Here is an 18,763-nt window from a genome sequence, read left to right as displayed (position 1 = left end):
TGGACAAGGGACATCGGCATGCGCGTTTTGGTGATCGGCTCCGGCGGCCGCGAACATGCCCTGGCCTGGAAGATCGCGGCCTCGCCGCTTTTGACCAAACTCTATGCCGTGCCCGGCAATCCGGGCATTGGCCGCGAAGCCGAGTTGGTCAAGCTCGACATTGCCGACCACGCCGCGGTTGCCGCCTTCTGCCGGGACAAAAAGATCGATCTCGTCGTGGTCGGGCCTGAGGGTCCGCTGGTCGCCGGCATTGCCGATGATCTGCGCGGCGATGGCATCCGCGTCTTCGGCCCGTCGAAACGGGCGGCGCGGCTCGAAGGCTCGAAAGGCTTTACCAAGGACCTTTGCGCCAAATACGACATCCCGACCGCCGCCTATGGCCGCTTCGCCGATCTCGCCGCGGCGAAGGCCTATGTCGAGAAGGTCGGAGCGCCGATTGTCATCAAGGCCGACGGGCTCGCCGCCGGCAAGGGCGTCACCATCGCCATGACCCTGGACGAGGCGCTCGCGGCGCTCGACGCCTGTTTCGACGGCGCCTTTGGCGCCGCCGGCGCCGAGGTGGTGGTGGAGGAGTATCTGACCGGCGAGGAGGCGAGCTTCTTCTGCCTGTGCGACGGTACCACCGCGCTACCCTTCGGCACTGCGCAGGATCACAAGCGTGTCGGTGATGGCGACGTCGGTCCCAACACCGGGGGCATGGGCGCCTATTCGCCGGCGCCGGTGATGACGCCCGAAATGGTAGAGCGCACCATGCGCGAGATCATCGAGCCGACGATGCGTGGCATGGCCGAGCTTGGCGCGCCGTTCGCCGGGATCCTCTTCGCCGGGTTGATGATCACCGACAAGGGGCCGAAGCTCATCGAATACAACACTCGCTTCGGCGATCCCGAATGCCAGGTGCTGATGATGCGGCTGAAGGACGATCTCCTGGTGCTGCTCAACGCCGCCGTCGACGGCCAGCTTGCGCACACATCGATCCGCTGGCGCGACGATGCGGCGCTCACCGTGGTGATGGCGGCGAGGGGCTATCCCGGCACGCCGGAAAAGGGCTCGGTCATCCGCGGCCTGGAGGAGGCTGCCAGCGGCGGCGCCGAGATCTTCCATGCCGGCACCGCCATCAACGGCGGCGCGCTGGTCGCCAATGGCGGCCGCGTGCTCAATGTCACGGCGACAGGCGCGACCGTCGGCGAGGCGCAGCAACGCGCCTACGCCGCGCTCGATCGCATCGACTGGCCGCAGGGTTTTTGCCGCCGCGACATCGGCTGGCAGGCCGTGGCGCGCGAGAAGGCCGGCGCCTAGGCCGCCTTGCTCCGGCCGCCCTTGCGCGCCCAGGCCGGCAGCCAGTCGCCGTGAGCGGCGAGCAGATCGTCGACAAGGGACCAGATCTGGTCGAGGTCGAGCTCGGCCGCGGTGTGCGGATCCATCATCGCCGCGTGGTAGATGTGTTCGCGGTTTTCCGTCATCAGGGCCCGCACCGTCAGTTCCTGCACGTTGATGTTGGTCCGGATCAGCGCCGTCAGCTGGGGCGGCAGGTCGCCGATATAGGTCGGCTGGATGCCTGAAGCATCGACCAGGCACGGCACTTCGGCGGCGCAATCGAAGGGCAGCGAGGTGATGCAGCCATTGTTGCGGACATTGCCGTAGATCACCGACGGCTCGCCGGTCCACACCGAGTTCATGATCGAGGAGGCGTATTCCTTCGACTGCTCGACCTCGATCCGGTCGGCCGAGCGATAGGCCTCCGCCTGTCCCTTCCAGCGCTCGATCTGTTCGATGCAGCGCTTGGGATATTCGTCGAGCGGGATGCCGAACTTCTCGATCAGGTCGGGGCGGCCGTCCTTGATGAAATAGGGCGTGTATTCGGCGAAATGCTCTGAGCTTTCGGTGACGAAATAGCCGAGCCGCGTCAACATTTCGTAGCGCACCTTGTTCGGGCAGCGCGGGTTCCAGCCGGGCTTCGGCGCGCGGCCCTCGCGATAGGCGCGCACGAGATCGGGATAGAGGTCGCGGTAGGAACCGTCCGGCTGGCGATGCTCGAACTTGAGGTAGAAGGCCATGTGGTTGATGCCGGCCGAGCGATAGCGGATCTCCTCGTAGGGAAGGTCGAGGTCGTGCGCCAGTTCCATCGCCGTGCCCTGCACAGAATGGCACAGCCCGACCTGCTTGATGGCAGGGTATTTCTCGGATATCGCCCAGGTGTTGATCGCCATCGGGTTGACGTACTGCAGCATGATGGCCTCGGGGCAGACCGCGAGCATGTCCTCGCAGATCTTCCATAGATGCGGCACTGTCCGCAGACCCCGCATGATGCCGCCGACGCCGAGCGTATCGGCGATCGTCTGGCGCAGGCCGTATTTCTTGGGCACTTCGAAGTCGGTGACGGTGCAGGGCTCATAGCCGCCGATCTGGAAGGCGACGACGACGAAGTCGGCGCCGGCTAGTGCCTTGCGCTGGTCGGAATAGGTCTCGGCCTTTGCTTTGACGCCGAGCGTCGCGATCAGCTTGTTGACGACGACGGCGCTCTCCTCCAGCCGCTGCGGATTGATGTCCATCAGCGCGATCGTCGCGCCGGAGAGTGCCGGGCGCTGCAGCACGTCGCCGACGATGTTCTTCATGAACACCGTCGAACCGGCGCCGATGAATGTAATCTTGGGATTTCTTGCCACGCTAACCTCCGGCATATGCTCAGGCCACATCGAAAGCGGCTCGGACGAGCCGTTCGGTGTAGGCGGTCTTGGGATTGGTGAGGACCTCGTCGACAGGTCCCTGTTCGACGACCTTGCCGTGCTGCATGACGATGACGCGGTGGCACAGCGCGCGCACCACCTTGAGGTCGTGCGAGATGAAGAGATAGCTCAAGCCGCGTTCGTCCTGCAGCTTGCGCAGCAGGTCGATGATCTGCGCCTGGACCGAGAGGTCGAGCGCCGATGTCGGCTCGTCGAGCAGGATGAATTCGGGCTCCAGCGCGATAGCCCGGGCGATCGCGATACGCTGCCGCTGGCCGCCGGAGAACTCATGCGGAAACCGCGAAAGGATGTCGCCCGGCATGCCGGCGCTGACCAGCGCCTCGCGCACCCGTTCGTTCCGTTCGCGCCGCGTCGCCCCGATGCTGTTGACGATCAGCCCTTCCTCGATGATCTGGCCGATCGTCATGCGCGGATTGAGCGACGAGAACGGGTCCTGAAAGACGACCTGCATGCGCGAGCGCAGCGGCCGCATCTCGTTGCGCGACAGGCCGTGGATCGGTTGGCCATCGAAACGGATCTCGCCGCGCTTGGGATCGAGCAATCTGAGCAGGGCCTGGCCGAATGTGGTCTTGCCGGAGCCTGATTCGCCGACCAGACCCAGCGTCTCGTGGCGACAAAGCTTGAGGTCGAGATCGTCGACGGCGACCAGTTCGCGCCAGTCCGGTTTCAGGAAGCTGCCGTGGCGCAGCATGAAGCAGACGCGCACGCCGTTCGCCTCGAGAATGGTGCCGCAGCCCTCGGGCAGCGGTTGCGGTCGCCCGCGTGGTTCGGAGGCCAGCAGCCGCCGCGTATAGGGATGCTGCGGATCGGCGAACAGCCGTTCCGTGATATCGTGTTCGCACATCTCGCCATGCTGCATAACATAGACGTAGTCGGAGAACTTGCGCACCACGGTGAGGTCGTGGGTGATCAGGATCACCGCCATCCGTAGCTCTTTCTGCAGATTGCGGATCAGATTCAGGATCTGCGCCTGGACCGTCACGTCGAGCGCCGTCGTCGGCTCGTCGGCGATCAGCACGTCTGGATCGTTAGCCAGCGCCATGGCGATCATCACCCGCTGGCGTTGCCCGCCGGAGAGCTGATGCGGATATTGCTTCAGCCGCGCTTCCGGTTCAGGGATCTGGACATGCCGCAAGAGCTCCAGCGCCCGCGCCCAGGCCGCCTTGCGGCTGACCTTGCGGTGCACCCTGATCGCCTCGACGATCTGGCTGCCGACCGTATAGATCGGGTTCAGCGAGCTCATCGGCTCCTGGAAGATCATCGAGATGCGGTTGCCGCGCAGCTTGCGCCGGGCGCTCTCCGGGAATTTCAGAATGTCCTGGCCGTCATACTCGACGCTCGACCTGGGCGACACCGTGGCCCGCCGCGACAGCAGCCCCATGACAATGCGCGCCGTCACCGACTTGCCGGAACCCGATTCGCCGACGATCGCGATCGTCTCGCCGCGATAGAGCTGGAACGACACGTCCTTGACCGCATCGACGACGCCATGTTCGACCGTGAAGGCGACCTCGATATGGCGGGCGTCGATGATGGGCTGGTCCTGGCGACCGCCATGGTCGCGGCGGAAGGCTGGTGCGAAGGGTTCGGCGAGTACGACGGACATCCCAGCCACCTCAATAAGGGTCAACGGCATCGCGCAGGCCGTCGCCCAGCGCGTTGAAGGCAAAGACGGTGACAAGCACGAAACCGACCGGCGACAGGATCCAGGGATAGGTGCCGATGACCGAATAGGTCGCGGTGTCCTGCAGCATCAGCCCCCACGAGATCAGCGGCGGCTTGACCGCGAAGCCGAGGAAACCGAGGAAGGATTCGAGCAGCACCACCGTCGGGATCGCCAGTGTCACGGCGACGATCACGTGGCTCATCACATTGGGGAAGATGTGCTGCATGATGATGCGCCGGTCGGTGGCGCCGACCGCCATGGCGGCACGCACATAGTCTATTCGCGCCAGCGCCAGCGTCTTGCCGCGCACCTCGCGCGACATCTGCGCCCAGCCCAGCGCCGACATGACGATGATGACAAAGGCGAGGAAGACGTTGGTCGGCGCGGTGACCGGGATCAGCGTGGTCAGCGCCAGGTACAGCGGCAGCTGCGGGAAGGCTAGCACCAGTTCGACGAAGCGCTGCACCCAGACGTCGAACCTGCCGCCGAAATAACCGGAGACCATGCCGACGGTGGTGCCGATGATGGTGATGATGAAGACGACGGTCAGCGCGATCATCAGCGAGACGCGCGAGCCGTGGACGGCGCGTGACAGCACGTCGCGGCCGAACTTGTCGGTGCCGAGGAAATGCACTGGCTTTCCGTCCATGGAGGCGAAGAAATGCCGGTTCGCCGGGACCAGTCCGAGGAGCTTATAGGGCGCGCCCTCGACGAAGAACCCGAGCAGCCTCGGATGCTCATAGTCGGGGCCGACGATCGGCTGGAAGGTGACCGGATCGAGATCGGCGGAATCGGCCAGCGCATACACCCTCGGCCGTGCGACGAAATTGCCGTCCTTGTCGTGGAAGCTCGGCAGCTGCGGTGGGGCGAAGCCGATATCCGTCGCCTTCGGGTCCATCGGCGCCAGGAACTCCGCGAACACCGCCATGAAAAGCAGAAGCGCGACGAGCCAAAGCCCGGCCATCCCGGTCCACGAACGCTTCAGCCGCCGCCAGACCAGCGCGATGTAGCTCTCATTGCCGCGCGCGGGCTTCTCGATGGCTCCCTCGGCGGGCGGCGGTGGCAGTGAGGTGTCGCGCGCCAGCATCTAGCTCTCCCCGTATTGGCGGATGCGCGGATCGAGCAGGACGAGCAGCATGTCCGCGATGATATTGCCGACGATCAGTGTCGCCGACAGCACCATCATGAAGGTGGCGGTGACATAGACGTCGCCGACCGCCATCGAGCCGACGATCGCCGGGCCGACGGTCGGCAGCGCGAAGATGATCGCCGTCTCGATCTCGCCGGTCAGCATGTAGGGCAGCACCACGCCCTGGTACATGACCAGCGGGTGCAGTGCATTGGGCACGGCGTGGCGCATGACAACGGCGGCGCCGGTCAGCCCCTTGGCCTTGGCCGTCTCGACATATTGGGCGTTCAGCGTGTCGAGCAGATTGCCGCGCATGACGCGCATATTGTAGGCGAGGCCACCGAAGGTCGCGATCGCCACCACCGGCCAGACATGCTTGACGAGGTCGGCGAACTTTGCCCACGACCACGGCGCGCCGCCATATTGCGGCGAGAAGAAGCTGCCGATCTCCGAAACGTTGAACTGGAAGACCAGCAGATAGACGATGATTAGCGCCATCAGGAAGCGCGGCACCGTCATGCCGAGAAAGGAAATGGCCGACAGCGTCGAGTCGATCCAGGAATACTGCCGGGTCGCCGCCCATATGCCGAATGTGATGCCGAGGACCGAGGCGAGCAAATGGCAGACCAGCGCCAGAAGCAGCGTGCGCGGCAGGCGCTCGCCCACCACATCGGCCACCGGCTTGTTGTAGTAGAGGCTGTAGCCGAAATCGCCGCGGGTGATGATGCCTCCGATCCAGTTCAGATACTGGACGGGCAGCGGCTTATCGAGGCCATGCTCGACGCGATAGGCCTGCGCCTGCGCGTCGGCTTCGGCGAACGAGGCTCCGCCCTGGTTGATAAGCTGCGAGCGGATGTAGTCGGCATAGTCGCCAGGCGGCGCCTGGATGATGGCGAAGGTGACCAGGCTCAGAATGGCAAGGACCGGGATCGCCGACGCTATGCGCGTGAGCAGGAATCGTAACATCGGACGGTCCGTTTCCTTGTCTCGCCGGTCGCTCCCAGCTTGGGCGCGTGCGGGGGGTTGGTTTTGTCCGGCCGCGCCAGCGGCGCGACCGGAGTTCTCTTCGTCAGGGAGGTAAACCTAATTCATTGGGCCCTTGTCTCCGGGTTTGCCGGGGAGCTCCTCGGGGAACAATTCATGCTTGGCCTGCTTGTCGGCCGCGACGAAGACGCGCTCGCGGATGATCGAATCCTCGGCCCAGTTGAACATGAAGATCGGCGTGCCCTGAGGGATGTTCGAGAAGCGCTTGTTGACGATCAGCGCGCCGGGATACTCCGTCAGGCCGACATTGTAGACGTGCTCCGTCGAAATCTTCTGGAACTGTTTCATCAGGCTGGCGCGCTGGTCGTTGTCCTGCGTCGAGACGAACTTGTTCACGATGTCGACGAGGTCCTTCTCGAACGGCATCAGATCGACCTCGCCGCTTTCCGGCGCGCGATGGTTCCAGCTGGTCTTGGGACCGACCGGAGCAAGCTGCTCGGTGTTCTGCACGACAGAGGTCAGCTCCTGGTCGTTGCGCCTGATCAGCCAGTCGAAGCGGCCGGAATATTGCGAGGCGTCGCGCTGGGTGCCGTTGAGCCCGTTGAGCACGACCCTCAAGCCCAGTTTTTCCATTTGGGCGACGACGCCTTCGGCGAGGCTCTTGTCCGTTGTGTAGTCGTTGTTGACCAGCATGACGATCTCGACGTTCTTGCCGCCGGCAGTGCCGGCCGGAAAGTTCACGAAGCCGTCGCCGTCCGTATCCTTAAGGCCGGCCTTGGCAAGCTCTGCCTTGGCGCCCTCGAGGTCGAACGGATAGTACACGGTCGAATTGCGGTCATAGAAGCTGGTGCCCGAGGAGAAGCCGCCGGGATAGATGGCGGTGAACGGACCCTTGACGAGGGAGTCGCCGAGCGCCTTGCGGTCGAACGCCATGGTGACGGCCTTGCGGAAGTCCTCGTTGCGGTTCAGCTCGCGGACGGCCTGCCCGCGTTCGTCGGGATTGCCCCAGCCATTGGCCGAGAAATTCATCCGCAGATTGTAGCCGATGAGCCGCGGTCCGAAGGCAAGCCGGGCCGGTGCATTCGCCTCAGCCGCGCGCTTCAGCGAGGCGACGAAATTCTCCGGCTGCTCCAGGTTGGAGAAGTCGCCCGAGCCCGCCACCGCCTGGACATCGCGGTCGGCCCAGGTCGAGAGCTTGTATTGCAGCTCGTTGAGGTAGGGCAGCTGGTTGCCCTTCTCGTCGACCTTCCAGTAGTAGGGGTTGCGGCGCATGACGATGATGTCGTCCGGGCGGTATTCCACCGGCACCCAGGCGCCCATCACCGGCATGTTCATGAATTCCGGCGGGAAGGCATTCTTGAACTGATCATAGGTGTTCTTCGAATATTTCGGATGCTGCGGCTTCAATATATGCGAGGGGCCGGGACAGAAGGTGCCGTAGGCCATCGCATAGAGGTACTGTCTCGGGAACGCTTCCTTGAAGGTCCACTCGACAGTGTAGTCGTCGATCTTCTTCAGCGTCGTGCCGACACCAAAGGTCTCCGGCGTCGCGCCGTTGAGCGGCGAGACGTTCGGATCGACGACTTCATCGTCCCAGTAGAACATGATGTCGTCGGCGTTGAAGGGCGCGCCGTCGGACCATTTGGCGCCTTCGACCAGATGCATGGTCAGCTTGTGGCCATCCTTCGACCAGTCCCAGCTCCTGGCCAGGTTGGGCAGCGGCTCGGTGTCCTTGGCCTCGACCTGGAACAGCGGCGCGGTGCGGGTCAGGCATTCGGAAAGGCCGATATCGATGCCACCCCAGCCTTGCGTCTGGCCGGCGCCATAATTCCAGCCTTCCGGCCTGCCGCCGATGACATGGCGCATCGTATCGCCATAGACACCGATACCATCCGTCATGTTGCCCGTCTTGAAGACCAGCGGCTCCTTCGGCAGCCTGTCCTTAACCGGCGGCAGCTTGCCGGTCTTGACGTATTTCTCGGTGACCCAGTCAGGCTCACGATATTCCGGCAGCGCCTTGAACTCCAGGATGGAGTCGCGCGCCACATATTTGATCTTGCCCTCGGCCGGGAACGTCGCCGGCTCCGGCGGGACCGTCGGTTCGGAAGCGAAAGCGTTGAGTGCGAAAATCGAAACGCTCAGCGCCAGTCCTGCGGCTATGCCAATTCTGTGTAAGTTCCTCATAGTCTGTCTCCTCCCAGATGTTTGGACGTCTTCTGCTGCCCGCGTTCGATGCGGGACAGCCTATTCGGCGGACCGGCCTCCCGCGGATCCGCCTTCGTGCCCGCGGTCTCAGCCGGCCTGTTTGAGGGCCGCCTTTTCGGCGCGCAATTCCTCGATCGAGCGCACGCTTCGGCGCGCTGCGCCCGCCCATTCACGCGTCTTGACCTTGGATTTCGAAAGCCGTTCCCTGGCGGCTGGAACTGCATGCGCATATTGCGGCAGCCAGGCCGCTTGGGCGACGACCATCTCGTCCACCATCTGCCAGACCTCTTCGGGCGTCGAAACCGCGCCGACCAGCGGGTCGTGCAGCACGGCGAGCTTCAACAGATCGATGTCGCCTGATATCGCGGCATGGACCGACATGCGCTGGACGTTGATTGAGGATATGCAGGTGGCCGCGCAGGCTTCAGGCAGCGTGATGCCGGCGGCCATGTTGATGCCGAAGCGATCGACGAAGCCGGGCGACTCGATGATGGCGTCCTGCGGCAGGTTGGTGATCACGCCATTGTTCTTGACGTTGAAATGGCCGCGATAGACGCGATTGGTCTCCAGCGCTTCGAGGATGTGGCTGGCGTGCTCGTTCGAGCGCTTGGCCGGATCGATCGGCTTCGACGCCGCCTCGAGGAACTGCGGATATTCCGTCTCGAACCAGTTGCGGGTTTCCGTCGAGTAGCGGAGATAGCCGCCAGTCTCGCCATGGATCCAGTCGGACATATCGATCCAGCGGGTGATTTCGTCCGGCCGCTTGCGGTACCAGGGCAGGTATTCGGAGAGATGCCCGTTGCTTTCGGTCGAATAGACGCCGAAGCGCTTCAGCACGTCGATGCGCAGCTTTTCCTGCTTGGAATAGACCGGGTGCGCCTCGAAGGCGGCGACCAGCTCGTCCTTGCCGATCTTGCGCCCGTTCAGGCGAAGCTCGATGAACCAGGTCTGGTGATTGATGCCGGAGCACACATAGTCGAGCTCCTTCGGCGATTTCGCTCCCAGCACCTCGGCGATCTGCTCGGCGCCATGCTGGACGCCGTGGCAGAGCCCGACCGTGTCGACCTTGCCATACTCGATCGCGGCCCAAGTGTTCATCGCCATCGGGTTGGCGTAGTTGAGGAACTTGGCGTTGGTTTCGGCGACTTCGCGGATGTCCTTGCAGAAATCGAGGATCACGGGGATGTTGCGCTGGCCGTAGAGGATGCCGCCGGCGCAAATCGTGTCACCGACGCACTGGTCGATGCCGTATTTCAAGGGAATGCGGATGTCGTCGGCATAGGCTTCGAGGCCGCCGACCCGCACGCAGCTGATGATATAGCGCGCGCCCTCGATCGCCTTGCGGCGGTCAGTCGTCGCCGTCACCCTGGTCGGCAGATTGTTCGCTTCCACGACCCTTTCGAGGATCGCCTTGATCATGCCGAGGTTATGTTCGCTGACGTCGGTCAGCGCGAATTCGATGTCCCGGAATTCCGGAACGCACAGGATGTCGGTAAACAGCTTCTTGGTGAATCCGACGCTGCCGGCGCCAATGATAGCGATTTTGAAACTCATCACCTTCACCTCGATGCGATCAAATGCTAGGCAAGGAGTTGCGAGGGAAGAAACGGCCACACGCCAAAGCGCGCGCGCCATTCAAGCCGGAAATCCCGGCTTTTTCTCCTCCCGCCCGCTCCTCGACTGCGGGTCCTTCATGTTTGTTCGAGGGTGATTATGCGCTTATTCTCGGGCGCGACCAGAGAAGGATTATGCTTTCGAGGGTAATTTTGTGCTGCAAGACCTGATCGCCAACGGACAGTCGATGCGGACGATCTCGTTGCCGCGTGGACGCCAGCGCCTGCATGCCATGCCGACCAGCACGGGCTACGAAGTTCGCGCGGACGAAACCTACGACTGGGACGGTCGAAAGCGCGGCCAGACCCCGTTCACCGTGCTCCAGCACACCATCAGCGGGGCCGGCCAGCTGCGCTACGAGAACCGCAACTACCGCCTCCAGAAGAACGACACGCTGCTGGTGCTGGTGCCGCACAACCATCGCTACTGGCTGGCCAAGGGCGACCGCTGGGAATATTTCTGGATCTCGATGAATGGCGAGGAGGCGCTGCGCATCCACAAATCGATTCTGAGCGTCTCAGGCCCCGTATTCCGATTGCAGCCGGCGACGATAGATCATCTTGCCGATTGCAGCCTACGGCTCATCAAGGGGGCAGCTTCCCCGGGCGCCGCTTCCGCCGTCGCCTACGAAGCCGCCATGGCGCTCTACGACGATGTTTTCGGGTCGCACGCCTTCGCCGAAAAGCTGAGCGCCATGCAGCCGGTGATCGATCACATCAACGCCAATCTCGACAAGCCACTGCCGGTGGCGGATCTCGTCCGCATCAGTGGCCTCAGCCGCGCGCACTTCTCGCGCTGCTTCGCCGAGAGCGAAGGCATCCCGCCTGCCGAATTCGTCTTGCAGCAGCGGCTGCAGCGCGCGGCGAAGTTGCTGACCAAAGCTGATTTCCTGCCAGTCAAGGAAGTCGCCGTCATGTGCGGTTTCGAGGACGCGAACTACTTCTCCAAGGTTTTTCGCCGCTCCTATGGCATCACCCCGACGCAGTTTCGCACCACCGGCATGTATGCCAGCCTGGGGAATCATCGTTGAGGCAATTGCCGCCGTCGATGCTGTATCCGGCTGGTCAGCGCCGGTTGCGGTCGATCGCGGTCGATGCGGTGCTGACCGGATCGGCCGCCGCGAAGGCGGCCTCGATCTGCGTGGCCGAGCGCTGCTCGGTCCGCTTCCAGGCGACATATTCGACGATGCCGAAGCGTGGACGCCGCGGCACGGTCTTCACCACCGGCATGCGGAAGCCGTCGCGGAACTTCTGCCAGCGCTGGCCGAGCACCGAAACCATCTCCTCGACGGTGGGCGGCGTCGCCACATCGGCATAGGTGATGGTGATCTTGCCGGCGAGCCCGGCCTCGCGCGACACCGGCACCGGGATCGAGGCGAGATAGTCGGGCGGCACGTCGATCAGACCGCCGAAGGCCCATTGCTGACGCAACGCTCCGGCATCCATCGGCGCGACCGAGACGTCGATGTCGTTGGGTGTGCCTGGCACGCGATAGGGGCATTTGAAGCGGCCGCAATTGGTGTGCGCCGAAAACTGCCACAGAGCGTAACCCTGCCAGTTGCCCATCGGAAAATGCACGTCGATGTCCGGCTTGTAGCGCGCGTACCACAGCGGCAGCCGCGACAAGAGACGGTACTGGTAGCGGTTGTCGGCAATGTATTGCGCAGTCCTGCCATTGGTGTAGAGCACCGGGAAGCGGCCGAGCCGCCGATGCACCTGGCGCACGAATTCTTCCGCATCCTCAAATGACATCCATTGCGTGGGATCGTTGCCTTCGAGGTCGAGGGCAATCAGATCGTCCGGTGCAGGCTCGGCGAAATCGACGAAATTGTTGGCCTGCTCGACCGGGTTGCCGGGCCGGGCAAGATGATAGGCGCCCCATTTCAGGCCGAGCGCCTTGGCCACCACCTTGCGCGTCTGGAACAGTTCGCGCGTCACCGCGTAGCGCTTCCACAGCGCCTTGCAGAGCCGGAATTCGGTGTCGTCGCCCGAGCAGAAATAGGGCGGCGGCAGCCCGTCGGACGCCTTGTTGATGAAACCGACGACGCGCTTGTCGGTGGCGAGCTCGGCCCAGTCGATGGAATTGTATTCGTAGGCATCGATGACCAGCGCGCGGTCAGCGTTCTTCCATGGCTCGGAGAAATCCGAGGCCTTTGCCGCCGTGCCCAGCACCATCGCAGCCGCGAGAAGTGCCAGGCGGCGAAGAGGGCGCGCCGGCGTTTTCAATCAGGGTGTCCCCACTGACCAGGGATCGATCCTGAACCGCTATGGTTAAGGAAGTGCTTTCAAAGCGGATAAGTCGCTCAACGCCGAAACAGCGACGGCGCCTCGAACGGATCGGGCGCCGGTTCCTGCGGCAACGTGCCTTCGGTCGCGCGTTTGCGGTGATGCGCCAGCGAGCATCGCGGCGAACACAAAATGCCGCGATCGGTCCAGCAGGCGGGGCCGTTATCAAGATCACCATGATAGTAGGAAAAGCCCGTGGCCCGGTACGGCAGGCCGCATTCGATGCAGCGGTACGCGTCGGGTCTGGCGAGCATGAAGGGCTCCGGTTTCTCGCCGGTCGAATGCCGGGTGGACTCAGAATTTAACGCGCGCCGCCGCGATTGCAAAATCCGCGTGACAAAGTTTGACGTTTACGTAAAAAGAAGGTTGGAGGCCGCCTAAAGGCGGATGGTTTTGCATAGGCCCGAGTCTTACGATCGAGCGGCCGGGGCAGCGGAGGAGCAAGCGGCATGTATAAGGCACCGGTCGAGGATATCGCGTTTACGCTGAAGCATGTGGCCGGACTGAAGCCGGCATTGGATTCCGGCACGTTCGGCGATCTCGGTGAGGACCTCGTGGATGCGATCCTGGGGGAAGCAGGCCGCTTTGCCACTGAAGAGGTGGCGCCGCTCTACAAGATCGGCGACGAGCATGGCGCGGTGCTGAAGGACGCCGCCGTCACCACGCCGCCCGGCTGGAAGGAACTTTACCGGCGCTGGATCGACGGCGGCTGGAATGCGCTGTCCGGCCCGGAGGAATTCGGCGGCCAGGGCCTGCCCACCATGCTCGGGGTCGCCGCACTCGAAATGTGGAACTCCGCCGCCATGGCCTTCGGCATCGGCCCGACGCTGACCATGGGCGCGGTCGAGGCGCTGGACAAGCACGCCTCCGAGGCGCTGAAGCAAAAATACTTGGCGAAGCTCGTCTCCGGCGAGTGGATGGGCACGATGAACCTGACCGAGCCGCAGGCCGGTTCCGACCTAGCCGCGCTGCGTGCCCGCGCCGAGCCGGCGGGCGACGGCACCTATCGTATCTTCGGCCAGAAGATCTTCATCACTTATGGCGAGCACGATTTCACCGACAACATCGTCCATCTGGTGCTGGCACGGCTGCCCGACGCCCCGGCCGGCACGCGCGGCATCTCGCTGTTCCTGGTGCCGAAATTCCTGGTCGGTGACGACGGCTCGCTCGGCGCCCGCAACGATGTCTTCTGTTCCGGCCTGGAACATAAGCTCGGCATCCATGCCTCGCCGACCTGCACCATGATCTATGGCGACGGTTTCCAGAACGCGACCCCCGGCGCGATCGGCTGGCTGATCGGCGAGGAAAATAAGGGGCTGGCCTGCATGTTCACCATGATGAACAACGCAAGGCTTGCCGTCGGCATGCAGGGTGTGGCGGTGGCCGAGACGGCCACCCAGAAGGCGATCGCCTATGCCAATGAGCGCCGCCAGGGCAAGGCGTCCGACTATTCAGGTTCAGGCATGGCGCCGATCGTCCACCATCCCGACGTGCAGCGCAGTCTGCTGACCATGAAGGCGCTGACCCAGATCGCGCGCGCCATAAGCTATTCCTGTGCCCATGCCATCGACCGGGCCCGGGTCGGCGAAGGCGAGGCCGCCGCCAACTGGCGCGACCGAGCCAATCTGCTGACGCCACTGGCGAAGGCCTTTTCCACCGATGTCGGCGTCGAGGTAGCGTCGATCGGCGTCCAGGTGCATGGCGGCATGGGCTTCATCGAGGAGACGGGCGCGGCGGCGCTTTATCGCGACGCCCGCATCGCGCCGATCTATGAAGGCACCAACGGCATCCAGGCGATCGATCTGGTGGCGCGCAAGCTGCCGCTCGGTGGCGGCGAGCATGTGCATCGCTACATCGGTGAGCTGAAGGCGATTGCCGATGCTGTGCGGATCTCCAACGTCGCGGGTTTTGGCCGCACCGCCGATTGTCTCGACCGGGCCCTCGACGACCTCTCCGAATCGACGCGCTTCCTGCAGAAGCTGATGGCCGATGAGCAGGCAGACGCGGCGATGGCCGGCGCCACCCCCTATCTCAGGCTGATCTCGCTTGCCGCCGGCGGCGCCTATCTGGCGCAGGGCGCGCTTGCCGACCACGATCGCGTCGCCCTTTGCCGCTTCTTTGCCGAGAACCTGCTCGGCGAAACGCGCGCGCTGAAAGAGCGTGTCATCGACGGCGCCGAAAGCCTCGCCGTGGCCGGCAAGGCGCTGATATCTGCCTGAACACCCTGACATTCGAAGGAACCAGCCGTGACAGACCACATCCTCGTCGAGCGCCAGGGCGCCATCCAGATCATCCGCATGAACCGGCCGGACAAGAAGAACGCGCTGACGCGCGCCATGTACGCGAAGATGTCGGCGGCCCTTGCCGAGGGCGATGCCGATCCGGCTGTGCGCGTCCATGTCTTCCTCGGCGTGCCCGGCGCCTTTTCCTCCGGCAACGACCTCGCCGACTTCATGGTCATCGCCACCGGCGGCGAGGGCGGCACGGAAGTCTGGGATTTCCTGATGGCGCTGGCCAAGACTGAGAAGCCGATGGTGTCGGGCGTCGACGGCATCGCGGTTGGCATCGGCACCACGCTCAACCTCCATTGCGACCTGACCTTTGCGACGCCGCGCACCGTCTTTCGCACGCCATTCGTCGATCTCGGCCTGGTGCCGGAGGCCGGCTCCAGCCTGCTCGCGCCGCAGATCCTCGGCCGGCAGGGCGCCTTCGCGCTGCTCGGTCTCGGCGAAGGGTTTTCCGCCGAGCGGGCGAAGGCCGCCGGCCTGATCTACGACGTGGTCGAGGAGAACGCGCTGGAAGCGGCGGTGCTCGCCGCCGCCAGCGAGATTGCCGCCAAGCCGCCTCAGGCGCTCAAGATCGCGCGCGACCTGATGCGCGGCTCGCGCGACGATCTCGTCGCCCGCATCAAGGTCGAAAGCGAGCATTTCCGCGAACGCCTTAAATCCGACGAGGCCCGCGCCGCGCTCACCGCCTTCATGATGCGCAAGAAGGGCTGAGGTTACGGATAGAGCCGCGTCTTGTCCCAGCCGCCTTCCGCGTTGCGCGAGAAGACCAGGCGGTCGTGCAGGCGGAACGGCCGATCGTGCCAGAACTCGATCGACTGCGGCACGATGCGGAAGCCCGACCAGTGTTTTGGCCGGGGGATCTCGCCGATCGGGTAGCGCGCGGTGTATTCGGCCACCGCCTTCTCCAGCGCGAAGCGGCTTTCCAGCGGCCGCGACTGTTTCGAGGCCCAGGCGCCGATGCGGCTGCCGCGCGGGCGCGTCGCGTAGTAGGCATCGGCCTCGGCATCGCTGACGATCTCCACCGGCCCGCGCACGCGCACCTGACGGCGCAGCGATTTCCAGTGGAAGCACATTGCCGCCTTCATGCTGCCAAGAATCTCGCGGCCCTTGGCGCTCTCGAAATTCGTGTAGAAGACAAACCCGCTTTCGTCGAACCCCTTGAGCAGCACCATCCGCACATCAGGCATGCCGTCGGCATCGACGGTCGCCAGCGCCACGCCGTTGGGGTCGTTGGGCTCGCTTTTGGTCGCGTCTTCCAGCCAGGCGGCAAAGAGGCGGAATGGCTCGGCGGCCTCGGTAAAGTCACCGCTTGTTAACTCAGTTTCGCTCATAGTTTTCCAAATTCTTACCGTTGCCGGAGGACTTTGCCTGTTGTCGCGCATGATGCAAGCTTTTGACAGCAGGCAAAGGAGCGGTTTCGCTTCGGCCAGCGTCAAGCTCATGGTCGCGGCCATGGCACTTCCGCTTGCCGCTTGCGGCGCCGGCGGCTTCAGCCTCGAGAAGGCGGAAGTCGACCGCTCGATCGTCACGTCGAGCGCGCCTGCCTCGCCGGCCGCGCCGGCGAACAGCGACAAGGACTCGGATCAAACCACCATCGGCAATGCCGTCTCTTCGGCCGATATCGAGGAACTCGCCGGCCAGGTGGTGCCTTGGGCGAATGCCGGCACCGGTTCGCGCGGCTCCATCACCGAGCTGGTCGAGTTGAAGGACAAGGGTCAGACCTGCCGCAGCTTCACCGCCTCGCGCGAAAGCTTCGACGGCGTCTCGCTGTTCAAGGGCGAGCTCTGCATGGCCGGCGCCGGCGGATGGCAGATGCAGGACTTCAAGGCGCTCTGATTTTCGCCTGCCGATCTTACCTTGCGCCACTGGAATTTCTTCCTATGCGAGCGCATATAGGGAGCAACCGTGGACTCATTCTCTCTTGCAGGCAGGAAGCATGCGCGACCCCTATGAGGTGCTGGGCGTTGCCAGGAACGCATCGGCCAAGGACATAAAATCGGCGTACCGCAAGCTCGCCAAGAAGCATCATCCGGACCAGAATCCGAATGATCCCAAGGCGAAGGACCGTTTTGCCGCCGCCAACCAGGCCTACGAGATCGTCGGCGACGAGAAGACGCGCGCCGCCTACGATCGCGGCGAGATCGACGCCGACGGCAAGCCGAAATTCCAGGGCTTCGAGGGTGCCGGCGGCGGCGATCCGTTCGCCGGGTTCCGCCGCCAGCAGGGCCCGGGCGGCGCGCATTTCGAATTCCGCTCGGGCAGGCCGGGCGGCGATCCGTTCGATGGCAACAGCGACATCTTCAGCCAGATCTTCGGCGACGCCTTCTCGGGCGGCGCCCGTGGCGGCGGCCCAAGCGGCGCCCGAACAGGCGACCGTCGTCAGCCGGCCCAGGCCGCCGACCTCAACGTCACGCTCGACGTCACCATCGAGGAGGCGGCCACCGCCGAGAAGGTGACAGCGATGTTCCCCGACGGCCGCAAGGTCGCCGTCAAGCTGCCGGCCTATGTCGAGGACGGCCAGACCATCCGCCTGAAGGGCCAGGGCGAGCAGGGGCCGGGTCAGCCGGGCGACGCGCTGGTCAAGATCCATTTCCGACGCCACCCACGCTACCGGGTCGAGGGCCGTGACCTGCATGCCGACCTGCCCGTGGCGCTGGCCGATGCCGTGCTGGGCGCCAAGGTTGCGGTCGAGACGCCGACCGGCCGCCTCGCGGTTAATGTCCCGGCATGGTCGAGCTCCGACAAGGTGTTGCGGCTGAAGGGCAGGGGATTGCCGGAGAAAGCCGGCGGCCATGGCGATCTCTATGTCCATGTCAGGCTGATGCTGCCCGATGGCGGTGACAGCGAGCTGGAAGCGCTGATGCGTCGCCAAAAGGGCTGACCCGGGAGTTTTCTCCCCCGTACAGTCCACTATGGGCGCTTGAAGGGGCCCTGTGCCTGTGCGATAGGGCTCTCCACAAAGCAGACATTCTTGCGGAGAACGCTCACATGGCGGGTGGACAGGGCCTCATGGCCGGCAAGCGCGGGCTGATCCTCGGCGTCGCGAACAATCGGTCGATCGCCTTCGGCATCGCCAAGGCCTGCGTCGATCACGGCGCCGAGATTGCGCTGACCTATCAGGGCGAAGCGTTCAAAAAGCGCGTCGAGCCGCTGGCGGCGGAACTCAACGCACATGTCGCCGGCCATTGCGACGTCACCGATCCAGCAAGTCTCGATGCCGTTTTCGACGATATCGCCAGGTACTGGGGCAAGCTCGACTTCCTCGTCCACGCCATCGCCTTTTCCGACAAGGACGAGCTGACCGGCCGCTATGTCGAGACGACGCGCGACAATTTCCTGCGCACCATGGACATTTCGGTGTTTTCCTTCACCACCATCGCCAAGCGCGCCGAGCCGTTGATGACCGATGGCGGCTCGCTGCTGACGCTGACTTACTACGGCGCCGAAAAGGTGATGCCGCACTACAACGTCATGGGTGTCGCCAAGGCGGCGCTCGAAGCCAGCGTGCGTTATCTTGCCGTCGACCTCGGCGCCAAGAAAATCCGCGTCAACGCCATCTCGGCCGGGCCGATCAAGACGCTTGCTGCCTCCGGCATCGGCGACTTCCGCTACATCCTGAAGTGGAACGAATACAACGCGCCGCTGAAGCAGACGGTCACCCAGGAAGAGGTCGGCGATTCCGGCGTCTATTTCCTTTCCGATCTGTCGCGCGGCGTCACCGGCGAGGTCCATCATGTCGATTCCGGCTACCATGTCGTCGGCATGAAGGCGGTCGACGCGCCCGACATCTCGACCGTCAAGGAATAGTTCTCTCCGCCGGCCCTCCGCCCAGGCCCTGGCCCGAC

The 18,763-nt window shown here is 64.1% G+C and carries 16 protein-coding genes; 7 read left to right on the top strand and 9 right to left on the bottom strand.

Annotated elements, in window-relative coordinates; translation table 11 throughout:
* The first annotated feature begins 18 nt into the window (after positions 1-18).
* On the top strand, positions 19-1,299 hold the full coding sequence (gene purD, locus JG743_RS25530; protein WP_202293753.1) for a phosphoribosylamine--glycine ligase: 1,281 nt from the start codon (positions 19-21) through the stop codon (positions 1,297-1,299).
* Here the strand turns inward: purD and melA (JG743_RS25525) are convergent.
* From melA (JG743_RS25525) to melA (JG743_RS25500), 6 genes are all read right to left on the bottom strand, one after another.
* Positions 1,296-2,666, bottom strand: coding sequence for an alpha-glucosidase/alpha-galactosidase (melA, locus tag JG743_RS25525; RefSeq protein ID WP_202293750.1), 1,371 nt, complete (start codon positions 2,664-2,666; stop codon positions 1,296-1,298). The two genes, purD and melA (JG743_RS25525), sit on opposite strands and share 4 nt — an antisense overlap.
* A 19-nt stretch (positions 2,667-2,685) precedes the next feature.
* Positions 2,686-4,353 carry an ABC transporter ATP-binding protein gene (locus JG743_RS25520; RefSeq protein ID WP_202293748.1) on the bottom strand — a complete coding sequence of 556 codons (1,668 nt, stop codon included), beginning with the start codon at positions 4,351-4,353 and terminating at the stop codon, positions 2,686-2,688.
* 10 nt (positions 4,354-4,363) lie between these two features.
* Positions 4,364-5,500: an ABC transporter permease gene (locus JG743_RS25515; protein WP_202293745.1), complete on the bottom strand. Its 1,137-nt coding sequence runs from the start codon at positions 5,498-5,500 to the stop codon at positions 4,364-4,366.
* Positions 5,501-6,508 carry an ABC transporter permease gene (locus JG743_RS25510; protein ID WP_202293742.1) on the bottom strand — a complete coding sequence of 336 codons (1,008 nt, stop codon included), beginning with the start codon at positions 6,506-6,508 and terminating at the stop codon, positions 5,501-5,503.
* Between the two features lie 117 nt (positions 6,509-6,625).
* A complete protein-coding gene (locus tag JG743_RS25505) occupies positions 6,626-8,710 on the bottom strand; it encodes an ABC transporter substrate-binding protein (protein ID WP_202293739.1) in 2,085 nt (694 codons plus the stop codon).
* Between the two features lie 108 nt (positions 8,711-8,818).
* Positions 8,819-10,285, bottom strand: a complete 1,467-nt coding sequence (melA, locus tag JG743_RS25500) for an alpha-glucosidase/alpha-galactosidase (RefSeq protein ID WP_202293736.1) — start codon at positions 10,283-10,285, stop codon at positions 8,819-8,821.
* 214 nt (positions 10,286-10,499) lie between these two features.
* On the opposite strand from melA (JG743_RS25500), the gene JG743_RS25495 reads away from it, so the two are divergent.
* Positions 10,500-11,375 carry an AraC family transcriptional regulator gene (locus JG743_RS25495; protein ID WP_202293733.1) on the top strand — a complete coding sequence of 292 codons (876 nt, stop codon included), beginning with the start codon at positions 10,500-10,502 and terminating at the stop codon, positions 11,373-11,375.
* A gap of 34 nt (positions 11,376-11,409) precedes the next feature.
* On the opposite strand, the gene JG743_RS25490 is transcribed toward JG743_RS25495, so the two are convergent.
* Together JG743_RS25490 and JG743_RS25485 are read right to left on the bottom strand one after the other, a co-directional pair.
* Entirely contained in the window at positions 11,410-12,570 is a 1,161-nt protein-coding gene (locus tag JG743_RS25490; RefSeq protein ID WP_446720874.1) for a glycoside hydrolase family 25 protein, read from the bottom strand.
* A 77-nt stretch (positions 12,571-12,647) separates the two neighbouring features.
* Entirely contained in the window at positions 12,648-12,884 is a 237-nt protein-coding gene (locus tag JG743_RS25485) for a hypothetical protein (protein WP_202293730.1), read from the bottom strand.
* Positions 12,885-13,079: 195 nt separating this feature from the next.
* Between JG743_RS25485 and JG743_RS25480 the strand changes: the two genes are divergently transcribed.
* The gene (locus JG743_RS25480; protein WP_202293727.1) at positions 13,080-14,849 is read left to right on the top strand and encodes an acyl-CoA dehydrogenase family protein; all 1,770 of its coding nucleotides are present in this window, start codon (positions 13,080-13,082) and stop codon (positions 14,847-14,849) included.
* A gap of 27 nt (positions 14,850-14,876) precedes the next feature.
* A complete protein-coding gene (locus JG743_RS25475; protein WP_202293724.1) occupies positions 14,877-15,629 on the top strand; it encodes a crotonase/enoyl-CoA hydratase family protein in 753 nt (250 codons plus the stop codon).
* Between the two features lie 2 nt (positions 15,630-15,631).
* On the opposite strand, the gene pdxH is transcribed toward JG743_RS25475, so the two are convergent.
* On the bottom strand, positions 15,632-16,249 hold the full coding sequence (pdxH, locus tag JG743_RS25470; protein ID WP_202293721.1) for a pyridoxamine 5'-phosphate oxidase: 618 nt from the start codon (positions 16,247-16,249) through the stop codon (positions 15,632-15,634).
* A 40-nt stretch (positions 16,250-16,289) separates the two neighbouring features.
* Here pdxH and JG743_RS25465 point away from each other — a divergent pair, with 40 nt between their 5' ends.
* The 3 genes from JG743_RS25465 to fabI all read left to right on the top strand — a co-directional run bounded on the left by JG743_RS25465 (position 16,290) and on the right by fabI (position 18,725).
* Positions 16,290-16,754: an RT0821/Lpp0805 family surface protein gene (locus tag JG743_RS25465; RefSeq protein WP_202293718.1), complete on the top strand. Its 465-nt coding sequence runs from the start codon at positions 16,290-16,292 to the stop codon at positions 16,752-16,754.
* Positions 16,755-16,854: 100 nt separating this feature from the next.
* Complete coding sequence (locus tag JG743_RS25460; RefSeq protein ID WP_202293715.1) at positions 16,855-17,799, top strand: DnaJ C-terminal domain-containing protein; 945 nt, start codon at positions 16,855-16,857, stop codon at positions 17,797-17,799.
* A 107-nt stretch (positions 17,800-17,906) separates the two neighbouring features.
* The gene (gene fabI, locus JG743_RS25455) at positions 17,907-18,725 is read left to right on the top strand and encodes an enoyl-ACP reductase FabI (RefSeq protein ID WP_202293712.1); all 819 of its coding nucleotides are present in this window, start codon (positions 17,907-17,909) and stop codon (positions 18,723-18,725) included.
* Positions 18,726-18,763: the final 38 nt, after the last annotated feature.

The sequence above is a fragment of the Mesorhizobium sp. 131-2-1 genome (assembly GCF_016756535.1).
In the GTDB taxonomy this organism is placed as follows: Bacteria; Pseudomonadota; Alphaproteobacteria; order Rhizobiales; family Rhizobiaceae; genus Mesorhizobium.
This window is presented reverse-complemented; position numbering and strand designations above follow the sequence as displayed.

Coding starts and splice junctions, on each gene's coding strand:
- JG743_RS25485 (WP_202293730.1), bottom strand. CDS start 12,884: ATGCTCGCCAGACCCGACGCGTACCGCTGCATCGAATGCGGCCTGCCG.
- JG743_RS25460 (WP_202293715.1), top strand. CDS start 16,855: ATGCGCGACCCCTATGAGGTGCTGGGCGTTGCCAGGAACGCATCGGCC.
- melA (WP_202293736.1), bottom strand. CDS start 10,285: ATGAGTTTCAAAATCGCTATCATTGGCGCCGGCAGCGTCGGATTCACC.
- JG743_RS25515 (WP_202293745.1), bottom strand. CDS start 5,500: ATGCTGGCGCGCGACACCTCACTGCCACCGCCGCCCGCCGAGGGAGCC.
- JG743_RS25480 (WP_202293727.1), top strand. CDS start 13,080: ATGTATAAGGCACCGGTCGAGGATATCGCGTTTACGCTGAAGCATGTG.
- purD (WP_202293753.1), top strand. CDS start 19: ATGCGCGTTTTGGTGATCGGCTCCGGCGGCCGCGAACATGCCCTGGCC.
- fabI (WP_202293712.1), top strand. CDS start 17,907: ATGGCGGGTGGACAGGGCCTCATGGCCGGCAAGCGCGGGCTGATCCTC.
- pdxH (WP_202293721.1), bottom strand. CDS start 16,249: ATGAGCGAAACTGAGTTAACAAGCGGTGACTTTACCGAGGCCGCCGAG.
- JG743_RS25505 (WP_202293739.1), bottom strand. CDS start 8,710: ATGAGGAACTTACACAGAATTGGCATAGCCGCAGGACTGGCGCTGAGC.
- JG743_RS25510 (WP_202293742.1), bottom strand. CDS start 6,508: ATGTTACGATTCCTGCTCACGCGCATAGCGTCGGCGATCCCGGTCCTT.
- JG743_RS25520 (WP_202293748.1), bottom strand. CDS start 4,353: ATGTCCGTCGTACTCGCCGAACCCTTCGCACCAGCCTTCCGCCGCGAC.